Origin of the sequence: Microbacterium sp. 5K110 (genome assembly GCF_005774735.1) — a bacterium.
Classification (GTDB): Bacteria; Actinomycetota; Actinomycetes; order Actinomycetales; family Microbacteriaceae; genus Microbacterium.
In genome coordinates this window covers 1-13366 of record NZ_VBUM01000092.1, presented here as the reverse complement: position 1 = coordinate 13366, position 13366 = coordinate 1, and the positions used below count along the sequence as shown (strand labels likewise).

At 70.8% G+C, this 13366-nt stretch carries 13 protein-coding genes; all 13 read right to left on the bottom strand.

The genetic code is table 11. The features are described from left to right. Window positions 1-23: 23 nt before the first annotated feature. The gene (locus FE256_RS15445; protein ID WP_138177429.1) at window positions 24-926 is read right to left on the bottom strand and encodes an NUDIX domain-containing protein; all 903 of its coding nucleotides are present in this window, start codon (window positions 924-926) and stop codon (window positions 24-26) included. Window positions 927-1036: 110 nt separating this feature from the next. Further along, a complete protein-coding gene (locus FE256_RS15440; RefSeq protein ID WP_138177427.1) occupies window positions 1037-1480 on the bottom strand; it encodes a DUF805 domain-containing protein in 444 nt (147 codons plus the stop codon). 297 nt (window positions 1481-1777) lie between these two features. After that, the gene (der, locus tag FE256_RS15435) at window positions 1778-3301 is read right to left on the bottom strand and encodes a ribosome biogenesis GTPase Der (RefSeq protein WP_138177425.1); all 1524 of its coding nucleotides are present in this window, start codon (window positions 3299-3301) and stop codon (window positions 1778-1780) included. Continuing rightward, entirely contained in the window at window positions 3291-4004 is a 714-nt protein-coding gene (gene cmk, locus FE256_RS15430; protein WP_138177423.1) for a (d)CMP kinase, read from the bottom strand. Before cmk ends, der begins: the two co-directional genes overlap by 11 nt. Continuing rightward, complete coding sequence (locus FE256_RS15425; RefSeq protein WP_138177421.1) at window positions 3997-5130, bottom strand: prephenate dehydrogenase; 1134 nt, start codon at window positions 5128-5130, stop codon at window positions 3997-3999. Before FE256_RS15425 ends, cmk begins: the two co-directional genes overlap by 8 nt. A 52-nt stretch (window positions 5131-5182) precedes the next feature. Then, window positions 5183-5953 carry a pseudouridine synthase gene (locus tag FE256_RS15420; protein ID WP_138177419.1) on the bottom strand — a complete coding sequence of 257 codons (771 nt, stop codon included), beginning with the start codon at window positions 5951-5953 and terminating at the stop codon, window positions 5183-5185. Next, a complete protein-coding gene (scpB, locus tag FE256_RS15415) occupies window positions 5950-6582 on the bottom strand; it encodes an SMC-Scp complex subunit ScpB (protein ID WP_138177417.1) in 633 nt (210 codons plus the stop codon). Before scpB ends, FE256_RS15420 begins: the two co-directional genes overlap by 4 nt. Then, the gene (locus tag FE256_RS15410) at window positions 6572-7414 is read right to left on the bottom strand and encodes a segregation and condensation protein A (RefSeq protein WP_138177415.1); all 843 of its coding nucleotides are present in this window, start codon (window positions 7412-7414) and stop codon (window positions 6572-6574) included. The genes scpB and FE256_RS15410 overlap by 11 nt, the downstream gene beginning before the upstream one ends. Beyond that, entirely contained in the window at window positions 7398-8300 is a 903-nt protein-coding gene (locus tag FE256_RS15405) for a ParA family protein (protein ID WP_252371051.1), read from the bottom strand. Before FE256_RS15405 ends, FE256_RS15410 begins: the two co-directional genes overlap by 17 nt. Before the next feature lie 344 nt (window positions 8301-8644). Next, window positions 8645-9574, bottom strand: coding sequence for a site-specific tyrosine recombinase XerD (xerD, locus tag FE256_RS15400; protein ID WP_138177413.1), 930 nt, complete (start codon window positions 9572-9574; stop codon window positions 8645-8647). Window position 9575: 1 nt separating this feature from the next. Continuing rightward, window positions 9576-10154, bottom strand: a complete 579-nt coding sequence (locus FE256_RS15395) for an NUDIX domain-containing protein (protein ID WP_138177410.1) — start codon at window positions 10152-10154, stop codon at window positions 9576-9578. Between the two features lies 1 nt (window position 10155). After that, the gene (gene pyrG, locus FE256_RS15390; protein WP_138177431.1) at window positions 10156-11862 is read right to left on the bottom strand and encodes a CTP synthase; all 1707 of its coding nucleotides are present in this window, start codon (window positions 11860-11862) and stop codon (window positions 10156-10158) included. A 132-nt stretch (window positions 11863-11994) separates the two neighbouring features. Further along, the coding region (locus tag FE256_RS15385) for a DNA repair protein RecN (protein ID WP_138177408.1) at window positions 11995-13366 on the bottom strand (1372 nt) is incomplete at its 5' end.

Below are 13366 nucleotides of genomic sequence, written 5' to 3'. Positions count from 1 at the left end.
CGACTGACGCCCGCCCCGGCCCCTCAGCCCAGCTGCTCCCGCAACCACCGCACGCCGCGCACCGACGCCCCGAGTTCCTCGACCCGCGCCGCGAGCCCGCGGTCGCTGGTCACGACGATGACGGGGTTCCGCGGACCCACGAGCGAGCGAGCGACGTCGACGATCTCGTCGTCGCCCGATCCCGGGGCGCGGGACACCCGGACCTGCTCGGCATCCACGTCGGCGGAACGCGCCTCGCCCTCGAGCACCGCCGCAACGAACGGGAACCAGCGCGTGGCCGCGAGGCCGAGGTGCTCGGCATCCATTCCCTCGACGGCCAGCCGCGAGAGCTGTCCGACCAGGCGTTCGGCCGCGCCGGCGCGGTCTTTCCACCACCCGTCGGGTGTCGAGCCCATCACGTTCGCGACGTCGACGATCACGGCGGGCCGCACCGACAGCGCGTCGCGCAGCGCCGGCCACGCCGAGGCGAATCCGGGATGCAACGGACGGGATGCCACCTCGTCGATCGGCACCCACTCCAGCGCCACACTCTCGGGGTCGCTGATCACCGGCTCGAACGGCGTCGTCACGTCGGCGACGAGCGTCGAATAGCTCCAGATGCCGAGGTCGAGCACGCTCTCGAAGCGGGGCTGCACGGCATCCACCGGCACGCCCGCCTCTTCCGCCGACTCGCGCAGGGCCCCGTCGCGGGCGGATTCGCCCTCGTGCCGGGCGCCGCCGGGCAGGGCCCAGGTGTCGCCGAAGTGGCTCCACGAGACCCGGTGCTGCAGCAGCACACCGCGCTGCGCGTCGAGCGCCAGCAGACCCGCGGCGCCGAATCGGCCCCAGTACTTCTCGCCCGTGGGCGCGACGACCCACGCGTCACCGGGATCGCGGGGCCCGTGCGGACGCCGCGGTTCGCCCGGGGCAGGAGGCTGGATCGTCATCTCCCCCAGCCTGGCACACCCCGCAGCGCCCGGCGCGCCTTGCGTCACATGCCGCCGCCGAAACGACGACGCGCCCCGAACCGGCTGGTCGGGGCGCGTCGAGGACGGGGTCACGCGTCGAAGCGTGCGCCCTCCGGCTTGGAGTCCAGAAGCATGAAGACGAACAGGATGATCCCACCGACGAACGGCACGAAGGCGATGAAGATCCAGAAACCGCTGCGATTCGTGTCGTGCAGGCGACGAACGGTGAGGGCGAGGTGCGGGATGATCGTCGCCAGCGCCCACAGCAGGTAGACGATGAAGAACACCAGGCCCAGACCGGTTGGGGCCATCGGGTTGCCGAACTCGTCGACGGTCCGGCCGCTCGTTGCCACGGCCAGCAACGTCAACGCGAACGAGACGACGGCCTGCACCAGGGCCCACCACCAGTACTCGCTGCGGCTGGCGCGCCCGGTGAAGGTGGCGTACTTCTTGAAGAAGCGCTGCACGGCGGCACCGATCGGCGCTCCGTAGTAGGGCAGATTCAGCGCCGGAACGGCCTGCGGATTGGTCATGGTGATCCCCCGTCACGGCATCGAAGGGATGCCACTCCGACGGCCCGGAATGGTCCGCCGCTGTGGACTCTATCGACTCTCAGGTGTCTTTCAGAAACAGTGACACGCCGAGCCGCGACTCTCGAGAGTGCAACTGACTGACATCTCCACTGCACGCCGCGCGCAAGATGTCAGCAGGATGAAGTCTCGAGGCGCCGAGCCCCGAGCCGCCGACAGCCGGGCCGCCGGGCCGCCGAGCGCCACGCCACGCCACGAACGACGAACGCCCCGGCCGAAGCCGGGGCGTTCGCACAGCACTCAGCGCTGGCGCTTCTCGCGAATGCGCATGTTCAGCACGATCGGCGTGCCCTCGAAGCCGTAGATCTCGCGCAGGCGCCGCTGGATGAACCGGCGGTACCCCGGGTCGAGGAACCCGGTCGTGAAGAGCACGAAGGTCGGCGGGCGCGTCGACGCCTGCGTGCCGAACAGGATGCGCGGCTGCTTGCCTCCGCGCAGCGGGTGCGGGTGCTCGGCGACGAGCTCGGCGAGGAACGCGTTGAACTTGCCGGTCGGGATGCGCTGATCCCACGACTCCAGGGCCGTCTCGAGCGCCGGCACGAGCTTGTCGAGGTGACGGCCGGTGCGCGCCGAGATGTTCACGCGCGGCGCCCAGGTCACGTGCGCGAGGTCCTGCTCGATCTCGCGCTCGAGGTAGCGGCGACGGTCGGCGTTCTCCATGTCGTCGTCGTTCAGACGGTCCCACTTGTTGAACGCCAGCACGAGCGCGCGCCCCGACTCGAGCACGAGGTCGATGATGTTGAGGTCCTGCACGCTGATCGACTGCGACACGTCGAGAACGACGACGGCGACCTCGGACTTCTCCAGGGCGGTCGAGGTGCGCAGCGACGCGTAGAAGTCGGCGCCCTGCTGCAGGTGCACGCGACGACGGATGCCGGCGGTGTCGACGAGCGTCCACAGTTTGCCGCCGAGCTCGACGACCTCGTCCACCGGGTCGCGGGTGGTGCCCGCGAGCTCGTTGACGACAACGCGCTCCTCGCCGGCGGCCTTGTTCAGCAGCGACGACTTGCCGACGTTGGGGCGACCGAGGATCGCGACGCGGCGCGGGCCGCCGATCTCGTACTTCGCCACCGCCGAGATCTGCGGCAGCACCTTCATGAGCTCGTCGAGCAGGTCGGCCACGCCACGGCCGTGGATGGCCGAGACGGGGTGCGGCTCACCGAGTCCGAGGTTCCACAGCGCGGCGGCCTCGGGCTCCTGGCGGGCGTCGTCGACCTTGTTCGCGACGAGGAACACCGGCTTCTTGGTCTTGCGCAGCAACCGCACGACGTGCTCGTCGGTCGCGGTCGCGCCCACCGTGGCATCCACGACGAAGAGAACGACGTCGGCGAGGTCGATCGCGACCTCGGCCTGCGCGGCCACCGAGCGGTCGATGCCGCGCGCGTCCGGTTCCCAGCCGCCGGTGTCGACGAGCGAGAAGCGGCGGTCGAGCCACTCGGCCTTGTACGTGACGCGGTCGCGAGTGACACCGGGGGTGTCCTCGACGACGGCCTCGCGACGCCCGAGGATGCGGTTCACCAGCGCCGACTTGCCCACGTTCGGGCGGCCGACGATCGCGACCACCGGCAGCGCGGGGAGGAACTCGATGCCGTCCTCACCCGATGCGAGGCCCGCGAGGAGCTGCGCATCTTCTTCGTCGAGGTCGAAGTCCTCGAGGCCGGCGCGCAGCGCTTGCGCGCGCTGTTCGGCCAGGACCTCGTCGAGCTCGGCCATCTTCTCGGCGAGCTGGTCGGGCCCGCCTTCGTACTCGTCTTCAACGCCCATCGCGGGCTCCCATCGTGGAGTCAACGACGTTCAGGACGGCGTCGACGGTCTGTTCGAAATCGAGGTGGGTCGAATCGACCACCTGCACGCCGGGGGCGGCGGTGAGGAAGTCGACGACCGTGGAATCGGCGGCGTCGCGCTGGTGCAGCGCAGCGGCCACCTTGGCGGCATCGTGGTCGGTGAGTTCGGCGCTGCGCCGGGCGGCACGCACCTCGGGGGCGGCGGTCAGCAGGATGCGCACCGGCGCATCGGGGTACACGACCGTGGTGATGTCGCGGCCCTCGACCACGACACCGCGCAGACCCGAGGATGCCACGAGCCGACGGAACAGGTCGTTGACGGCCTGCCGCACGGCGGGGACGCGGGCCACGCCGCTCACGGCATCCGTTACGCGGGGCTCGCGGATCGCGGCGGTGACATCGGTCCCCCCGACGCGGACCCAGCGGTCCGCCGGGTCGAGCGAGATGGCGTAGTCGAAGTCGCCGAAGACCTCCAGCACCGCGGTGGCGTCAGAGGTGTCGGCCTCGTGCGCGAGCGCGTGCCACGCGAGGGCGCGGTACGCGGCGCCGGTGTCGAGGAAGCCGAAACGCAGGCGCTCGGCGACAGCCTTGGACACGCTGGACTTGCCGCTGCCGGCGGGTCCGTCGATGGCCACGACGGTCACGGGCGCGTCGACCGACGGCTTGGTGAGGGGCTCAGTCATGGGTGGTGCTCGCAATCCGCCATCCCCGCTGCTGGAGCCCGTCGACGGCTCGGCGGACGGCGTCGGGGACGACGCTGATCTCGGCCAGACCGAAGGGGGCCCCCGGCGAGTGCTCGAGACGCAGGTCTTCGACGTTGACGTCGAGGTCGCCCAGTTCGCCGAAGAGGCGCCCGAGCTGACCGGCGGTGTCGTCGACCATGACGACGAAGGAGTCGAAGCGGCGGTTCTGGCCGTGCTTTCCGGGCAGACGTTCGACGCCCTCGTTGCCGCGGCGGATCGTGTCGGCCACGGTGCGACGGGCACCGGGGGCGTCGGGTTCGCGGAGCGCCTCGGCGACGTCGGTGAGGTCGGCGGCGAGCTGGTCGAGGACCTCGACCACGGGGGCCGAGTTCGCGCCGAGGATCTGCACCCACAGCTCGGGAGCGGATGCCGCGATGCGGGTCGTGTCGCGCACGCCCTGTCCCGCGAGCCGGAGCGAGCCGTCGGGAGCGGTGACGAAGCGACCGGCGAGGAGGCTCGCGACCAGCTGAGGCACGTGCGACATGAGCGCGACCGACTCGTCGTGCTCTTCGGGCGTCATCTCGATCAGCGTTGCACCGAGGTCGAGGGCGAGACCCTCGACGAGCGAGAGGTCATGAGCCGAGGTCTCGCCGTCGCGGCACACGACCCAGGGGCGCCCGACGAAGATGTCGGCGCGCGCGGAGATCGCTCCCCCGCGTTCGCGTCCGGCCATCGGGTGGGACCCGATGTAGTGCGTGAGGTCGACGCCGCGCGAGCGCAAGGTGCGCAGCGGGTCCAGCTTGACGCTCGCGACATCGGTGACGACCGCGCCGGGGAAGGCCGCGAGTTCCCGCTGCACGACGTCGGCGACGACGTCCGGCGGCACGGCGACGACGATGAGCGAGGGACGGTCGTCCGCCCGCTCGGCGCGGCCGGCGCCGTAGTCGATCGCCAGACGCAACTGCGACGGGGAGGTGTCGGCGAGCACGACATCGACACCGCGCGCGGTCAGCGCGTGACCGATGCTCGCGCCCAGCAGACCCGATCCGACCACCCGGACGGTGCCGCTCGTGCGGGTCGCCAAGGGCGCGTCCGCGCGCGCGGGCGTTCCGTTCGCTTCGATCATCGGGTCTCCTGCTGCCCTGGCGGTGACACTCGCACCGCGCGGCGCCCGACGGTCACTCGGCCGGAGCGGCCGGAGTGTCGCCGTCTCGACGAGACAGCGTGAGCAGTGCGCCACGTTCTACTGTAGTCAACTCCCGCGCCTTCCCCACCGGGAGAGTTCCCAGGTGGAGCGGGCCGAACTGCCGCCGCACCAGTTCGACGACGGGGTGGCCCACCTCGGCCATCATTCGCCGGACGATCCGATTGCGCCCGGAGTGCAGCGTCAACTCCACCAGACTTGCTCCCTGCGAGGCATCCAGCAGGCGGGCCTTGTCGGCCGCGATCGGTCCGTCCTCGAGTTCGACGCCCTTGGTCAGCCGCGAGATCGTCTGCGGAGTCACGAGCCCCTCGACCTTCGCGATGTACACCTTGGTGACGCCGAACGAGGGGTGGGCGAGCACGTGCGCGAGGTCGCCGTCGTTGGTGAGCACGAGGAGCCCGCTCGTGTCGGCATCCAGGCGTCCGACGTTGAACAGGCGCTCTTCCCACTCCCCGGTGAAGCGGCGCAGGTCGGGGCGCCCGCGATCGTCGCTCATCGAGCTGACGACGCCCGTCGGCTTGTTGAGGATGACGTAGCGCTTGGACGCGTCCAGCTGCACGGCCACTCCGTCGACGTCGACGAGGTCGTTCTCGGGGTCGATGCGCGAGCCCAGCTCGGTCACCACGACACCGTTCACCCGCACGCGTCCCTCGACGATCATCTGCTCCGATACCCGGCGCGAGGCCACTCCCGCGTTGGCGAGCACCTTCTGCAGCCGTACGCCCTCGGCATCCATCTCGCTCATCTGAGCACCTCTCCGTCGAATCCGTCCGCGCCGTCGTCGAGCAACGGCGAAATGTGGGGCAGCTCGTCGAGCGAGTTGATGCCCAGGTTGATCAGCAGCTGATCCGTCGTGCCGTAGTGGATCGCGCCCGTGTCGGGGTCGGTGAACACCTCGGTGATCAGGCCACGAGCCAGCAGCGTCCGCACCACCGAATCCACGTTCACGGCCCGAATGGATGCCACCTGCCCGCGCGTCACGGGTTGCTTGTACGCGATGACGGCCAGGGTCTCGAGCGCCGCCTGTGACAGGCGCGAGGGCGCTTGCGTGTTCACGAACTCGCCCACGACGTCGTCGTACTCCTCGCGGACGTACAGCCGCCATCCGCCACCGACCTCGCGGAGCTCGAAGCCGCGGCGAGGACCGCCGGTCTCGCCGTCGTAGTCGGCGACGAGTCCCTCGATCGCCTGGCGCACGGCCGGCACGGGCGCGCCGACGGCGGCGGCGAGCGAGACGAGACTCTGCGGCTCGTCGAGGATCAGCAGGATCGCCTCGAGACGACGTGCCACGGATGCCGCGTCGTTCGGGCGCGGCGCGGCCGCCGCCTCAGTGGCGGAGACAGCGCCGGCCAGGGCGGTCGGGTCATCGGTCATAATCGGCTCCCAGTGCGGCGAGGTTCTCTTCCGACCACCTCTCGGCGGTCCAGCGCAGGGTCAGCTCCCCCAGCGGCTCGAGCTGCTCGAACGACAGCGCGGCATGGCGGTACAGCTCGAGGATCGCGAGGAACCGTGCCACGACGACCCCGGTCTGGGTCACCCCGGCGACCAGGTCACGGAAGTTCAGCGTGCCGGCGCCGCGCAGCAGCGTCACGACGATCGCGGCCTGCTCGCGGATGCTCACCAGCGGCGCGTGCAGGTGGTCCAGCCCCACGGTGGGCGGATGCTTCGGCGCGAGGGCGACCACGGCGAGCGCGGCGAAGTCCGCGGCGCTGAGGGTCCACACCAGTTCCGGGACGGAGCTGCGGTACTTCTCGTCCAGGCGGACGTTCCGCGTGTGACGCCGGTCCTCGCGCTGCAGACACCGCGCGAACCACGTCGACACCTCTTTGAACGCCCGGTATTGCAGCAGGCGCGCGAAGAGCAGGTCGCGCGCCTCGAGGAGCGCCACCGATTCGGCATCCACGAGCTCGCCCTGCGGCAGGAGTCCGGCGATCTTCATGTCGAGCAGGGTCGCGGCGACGACGAGGAACTCGGATGCCTCGTCCAGATCGCCGTCCGGTCCCAGGGCGCGCAGGTAGGCGATGAACTCGTCCGTGACGCGGCTGAGCGCGACCTCGGTGATGTCGAGCTCGTGCGCCGAGATGAGGTTCAGCAGCAGATCGAAGGGGCCGTCGAAGACGGGCAGCGAGACGCGGAAGCCCGCGGCCTCGGCATCCCCGCTCTCGAGCGGGCTGGCAGCGGTGCCGCCGTCAGGCGACAGCGCCACGGGCGACCAGTTCCCGCGCCAACCGCATGTAGGCCTGCGCGGCAGCGTGCTCGGGCGCGAACTCGGTGATGGGCATGCCCGAGACCGAGGCATCCGGGAACTTCACCGTGCGCCCGATGACGGTCTCGAGGACGTCGTCGCCGAACGCCTCGACGACGCGCTCGAGGACCTCGCGCGAGTGCAGCGTGCGCGGGTCGTACATCGTGGCGAGGACGCCGTCCAGCTCGATCGCGGGGTTGAGGCGGTCGCGCACCTTGTCGATCGTCTCGATGAGCAGCGCGACACCGCGCAGCGCGAAGAACTCGCACTCCAGCGGGATGAGCACGCCGTGGGCCGCGGTGAGGGCGTTGACGGTGAGGAGGCCGAGCGAGGGCTGGCAGTCGACGAGCACGACGTCGTAGTCGGCGGCGACCTTGCGCAGCACGCGGGCCAGGATCGTCTCGCGCGCGACCTCGTTGACCAGGTGCACCTCGGCGGCGGACAGGTCAATGTTCGCCGGAATCAGGTCGAGGCCCTCGACACGGGTCGGCACGATCGCGTCGCGCGGGTCGCGCTTGGTGTCCAGCAGCAGGTCGTAGATCGTGAGCATGTCGTGCGTCTGGATGCCGAGCCCCGCCGACAGCGCACCCTGAGGGTCGAAGTCGATCGCGAGGACGCGACGGCCGTAGCCGGCGAGCGACGCCGCCAGGTTGATGGTCGTCGTCGTCTTGCCGACGCCGCCCTTCTGGTTGCACAGCGCGATGATGCGCGCGGGACCGTGGCTGTCGAGCGCGGGCGGGGTGGGGAACCCCTGGTACGGGCGACCTGTGGGTCCGAGGATGACCTCGTCCGCGTTCTTCGCCGTCCCCTTCGTGCTCGCCGACACCGAGTCTCCCGCCTTCGTCATAACGCTGCCGAGTCTACTCGCCACCCCGCCGCGCGCCGGGAGACCCGCGGGGCGCCCGCTACCGCACGCCCAGAACAGGCGAAGCACCGAGAACAGGCCGAACCGGGGAAGATCCGCCTGTTTCCGCGACACCCCCTGTTCCGGTGATACCGGACGGATGCCACGACCCGCGGCCTCCCCCGCCGCCGCCCGCACCCAGAACAGGCCACGCACCGAGAACAGGCCGAAACCCGGCGAATCCCCCTGTTTCCACGGCATCCCCTGGTCCGATGACACCGGACGGATGCCACCTCCCCGGCCAACCCGCGCAGCCACGACCCGTGGCCGCTACCACCTCGGTCCGCTCAGCGCGCCCGCGGGTGAGCGGTGGCGTACACGTCGCGCAGGGCGTCGACCGAGACGTGCGTGTAGATCTGCGTCGTGGCGACCGAGGCATGCCCGAGGAGTTCCTGCACCACGCGAACGTCGGCGCCGCCCTGCAGGAGATGCGTCGCGAAGGAGTGCCGCAGCGTATGGGGCGAGACATGCGCGGTGAGACCGGCGCGCTCGGCGGCCGCCTGGATGATGAGCCATGCGCTCTGGCGCGACAGCGGCGCACCGCGGACCCCGAGGAAGAGTCGCGGCGTCGCCCTGCCTTTGGCCGCCCACGCGGGCCTGACGCGCGTGAGGTACGCCTCCACTGCGGCGCGGGCGTAGGAGCCGACCGGGACCATCCGTTCCTTCGAGCCCTTGCCCCGTAGCCGCAGGACATCGCCGTGGGCGGTGTCGTCCACGTCGAGCTGCACGATCTCGGAGACACGGGCGCCGGTCGCGTAGAGCATCTCGAGCAGCGCGCGGTCGCGGACGGCGGCGGGATCGGCCCCGGCCGCATCCGCCGACCCGGGCGCCGGCCCCGCGGCATCCAGCAGCTGTTCCACCTGCCCGATCGAGAGAGCCTTCGGCAGTCGCTGGGGCGCACGCGGCGGGCGCAGCCGTCCACTCGGATCGTCGGCGACGCTTCCCTCGCGCACGAGAAAGCGGTGCAATCCCCGCACCGACGACTGCAGGCGGGCCAGCGAGGATGCGGCCGGCGGCGGCTCGGCCGCGGCTCGCTCCGCGGCGAACTCCGCGACGGTCGCCGACGTCACGGCCTCGACCTCGTCGATGCCGCGCTCCCCCAACCACGCCGTGTACACGGCGAGGTCACGTCGGTAGGCGTCGACGGTGTGGTCCGACAGTCCTCGTTCGAGCGCGACGTGCCGCAGGTACGTCTGGACGGCGCGCTCGAGCTTCACGTCACGCCGACGCGGCCTCGCGACGCAACACCTCGGCGGCGGCGAACACGCCGGTGGCCAGGATGCCGTTGCGCAGACGCCCCGCCAGCACTCCCTCGATCACGTCGGCCAACGGCACCCGCTCGACGCGCATGTCGGACTCCTCGTGCTCGCGCTCGTAGTCGGTAACGACGTCGGAGAGCCCGCGGGCGAGGAACAGGTGCACGACCTCGTCGTTCCCGCCGGGGGTCGTGTGGATCGAGACGAGATGCTGCCAGCGGTCGGCCGCGAGGTCGACCTCTTCGCCCAGTTCGCGCTTCGCCGTCTCGACGGGCGGCTCCCCGGCCACGTCGAGCAGGCCGGCCGGGATCTCCCAGTCGCGTTCCTTGATCGGCTGCCGGTACTGCTGGATGAGCACGACACGACCCTCGTCGTCCAGCGCGACGACCGCCGCGGCGCCGGGGTGCTCGACGTACTGGCGGGTCATCTCGTCGTCGCCGTAGCGCACGGTGTCGGACCGGACGTCCCACACCGCGCCCCGATACACGAGGTCGCTGGCGACGACCTCCAGGTCGAGGGGCTCGTCGCGCAGCGATTCCATGTCAGTCCTCCTCGACGTCGAACAGTTCGCTCGAACGGTGGCGCTCCAGCGCCGCACCGACGAGGCCCCGGAACAGCGGGTGCGGCTCGGTCGGCCGCGAACGCAGCTCGGGGTGCGCTTGCGTGGCGATGTAATACGGGTGCACGTCGCGTGGCAGCTCGACGTACTCGACGAGGTCCAGGTCGGGGTTCAGTCCCGAGAACACCAGGCCGGCGTCGCTCAGCTGCTGACGGTAGGCGTTGTTGACCTCGTAGCGGTGGCGGTGGCGCTCCGACACGCGGTTCGCTCCGTACACCTCGGCGGCGAGGGATCCCTCGGCGAGGTCGGCGGGGTACAGGCCCAGGCGCATCGTGCCGCCGAGGTCTCCGCTCTGGAGGATGTCGATCTGCTCGGCCATGGTCGCCACGACGGCGTGCGCGGTGTCGGGGTCGAACTCGCTCGACGACGCGCCTTCGAGGCCGGCGACGGTGCGCGCGTACTCGATGACCATGCACTGCAGGCCCAGGCAGATGCCCAGGGTCGGGATGCCCTGCTCGCGTGCGAACCGCAGCGCCCCGAGCTTGCCCTCGATCCCGCGGATGCCGAAGCCGCCCGGGACGATGATCCCGTCGACCGCCGAGAGCGCCTTGGCCGCGCCCTCGGGCGTCTCGCACAGGTCGGAGGGGATCCACGTGATCTTCACGTGCGTCTCTTGGGCGAATCCGCCGGCCTTGATCGCCTCGGTCACCGACAGGTACGCGTCGGGGAGGTCGATGTACTTGCCGACGAGCCCGATCGTGACTTCGTGCTTGGGGTTGTGCACCGCCTGCAGCACCCGCTGCCAGCGCGACCAGTCGACGTCGGCGGCCGTGTCGATGTCGAGCGAGTCGACGATGTACTTGTCGAGGCCCTGATCGTGCAGCATCGTCGGGATGTCGTAGATGCTCGGCACGTCGACGGCGTTGACCACGGCGTCCTCGTCGACGTCGCACATGAGCGCGATCTTGCGCTTGTTCGACTCCGTCACGGGGCGGTCGCTGCGCAGGACGAGCGCGTCGGGCTGGATGCCGATGGAGCGCAGCGCCGCGACCGAGTGCTGCGTGGGCTTGGTCTTCTGCTCGCCGGAGGCGCCCATGAACGGCACGAGCGACACGTGCACGAAGAAGACGTTCTTGCGGCCGAGCTCGTGACGGATCTGGCGCGCGGACTCGATGAAGGGCTGCGACTCGATGTCGCCGACCGTGCCGCCGATCTCGGTGATGATCACGTCGGGCTGCGGCGACTCGGTGGCCTGCAAGCGCATGCGGCGCTTGATCTCGTCGGTGATGTGCGGGATGACCTGCACGGTGTCTCCGAGGTACTCGCCCCGGCGCTCGCGTGCGATCACCTGCGAGTAGATCTGGCCCGTCGTGACGTTGGCGGCCTGGCTCAGCTCGATGTCGAGGAAGCGCTCGTAATGACCGATGTCGAGGTCGGTCTCGGCCCCGTCGTCGGTGACGAACACCTCACCGTGCTGGAACGGGTTCATCGTCCCGGGATCCACGTTGAGATAGGGGTCGAGCTTCTGCATGACGACGCGGAGACCCCGCGCCGTGAGAAGGTTGCCGAGGCTTGCCGCCGTCAGGCCCTTGCCGAGAGACGAGACCACACCTCCGGTCACGAAGATGTGCTTCGTGGTGAAGGCCGATGCCGTGGTGTCGTCTGAATGTCCCGCGTCCGAAGTCTGCATCACGGGCTTCGATCCTATCAGTCGAGTCGGAGGGTGGAGGCGCGGCGAGCGCCGCGCGTTGAGGGAAGTCTGACATCGACCTCCGACAGTGGTGTCACCCGGGCGTGACGATCCGGTGTCGGAGGGGTGGGATCACCGGGCGGTGCGTCCCGTCGCGAGCAGCTCGCGCGCGTGGGTCAGCGCCGCGTCGGAGTCGCTCAGCCCCGACAGCAGACGCGCCATCTCGGCCTCGCGCTCGGCTCCCTCGAGCCGGCGGACACTGGATGCCGTCACCGACCCGTCGTTGCCCTTGACCACCGTGAGATGGTTACCGGCGAACGCGGCGACCTGGGCGAGGTGGGTGACCGCGATGACTTGCGAGGTTTCCGCCAGCCGGGCGAGTCGCCGCCCCACTTCGATCGCCGCGGCACCGCCGATCCCGGCATCCACTTCGTCGAAGACGAACGTCGGCACCGGATCGACACCGGCGATCACGACCTCGATCGCGAGCATGACGCGGCTGAGCTCGCCGCCGGAGGCTCCGCGCGACACGGGTCGCGGGTCGGCACCGGGGTGCGGGGCGAGCAGGATCGCGACGTCGTCGCGCCCGTGCGTCCCGGGCGTGGACGAGGCCGTCACCTCGACGCTCAGGTGGGCGTCGGGCAGGGCCAGGGCGTGGAGTTCCTCGGTGACCGCGGCGCCGAGCCGCTCAGCGGCTTCGCGCCGGGCGTTCGTGAGGGTCTCGGCCGCGGAGTCGAGGTCGGCGGCCGCCGCATCGCGCTGTACCGTGAGGCGCTCGATCCGATCCCCGTCGTCGTCGAGTTCGAGCAAACGCGCCGACCCGGTCTCGAGCAACGAGATCGCGGCATCCACGGATCCGTGCGCGCGGGTCAGCGCCGCCAGGACCCCGCGCCGCTCGTCCACGGCGGCGAGCTCGTGAGGTCCGGCATCATCGAGGTCGGCGAGGTACCCCGAGAGCGCGACGGAGACGTCGGTCGCGCGGTAGCCGAGGTCGGCGACCTGCTCGCCGATGGCGGCGAGGGCTGCGTCGCTCGCCGATACCCGCTCGAGCGACCGACGCGCCTCGGCGAGCAGCGTCACGATGTCGGGAGTCTCGTCGTCGCCGGAGAGAGCGGCGTGCGCGGTCACCGCGGCGATCCGGAGCTCCTCGGCGTTCGCGAGACGCTCGGCCCGGCGCTGGAGTTCCTCCTCTTCGCCGGCCACGGGAGCCGCCGCCTCGATCTCGGCGATCGCGGCGCGCAGCTCTTCGGCCTCGCGCGCACGGTCGTCGCGGTCGGTGGTGAGGGTCGCGAGTTCGGCATCCAAGGCTCGCCAGGTGTCCCACGCCGCACGGTAAGCCGCCCGCGCGCCGCTGACCGGATCTCCACCGAACCGGTCGAGCGCGTCGCGCTGAGCGGATGCCGAACGCAACCGCAGCTGGTCGGATTGGCCGTGCACCACGACGAGGTCGTCGGCGAGATCGGCGAGCACGCCGGCCGGCGCGGTCCGTCCCCCCACCGTGGCC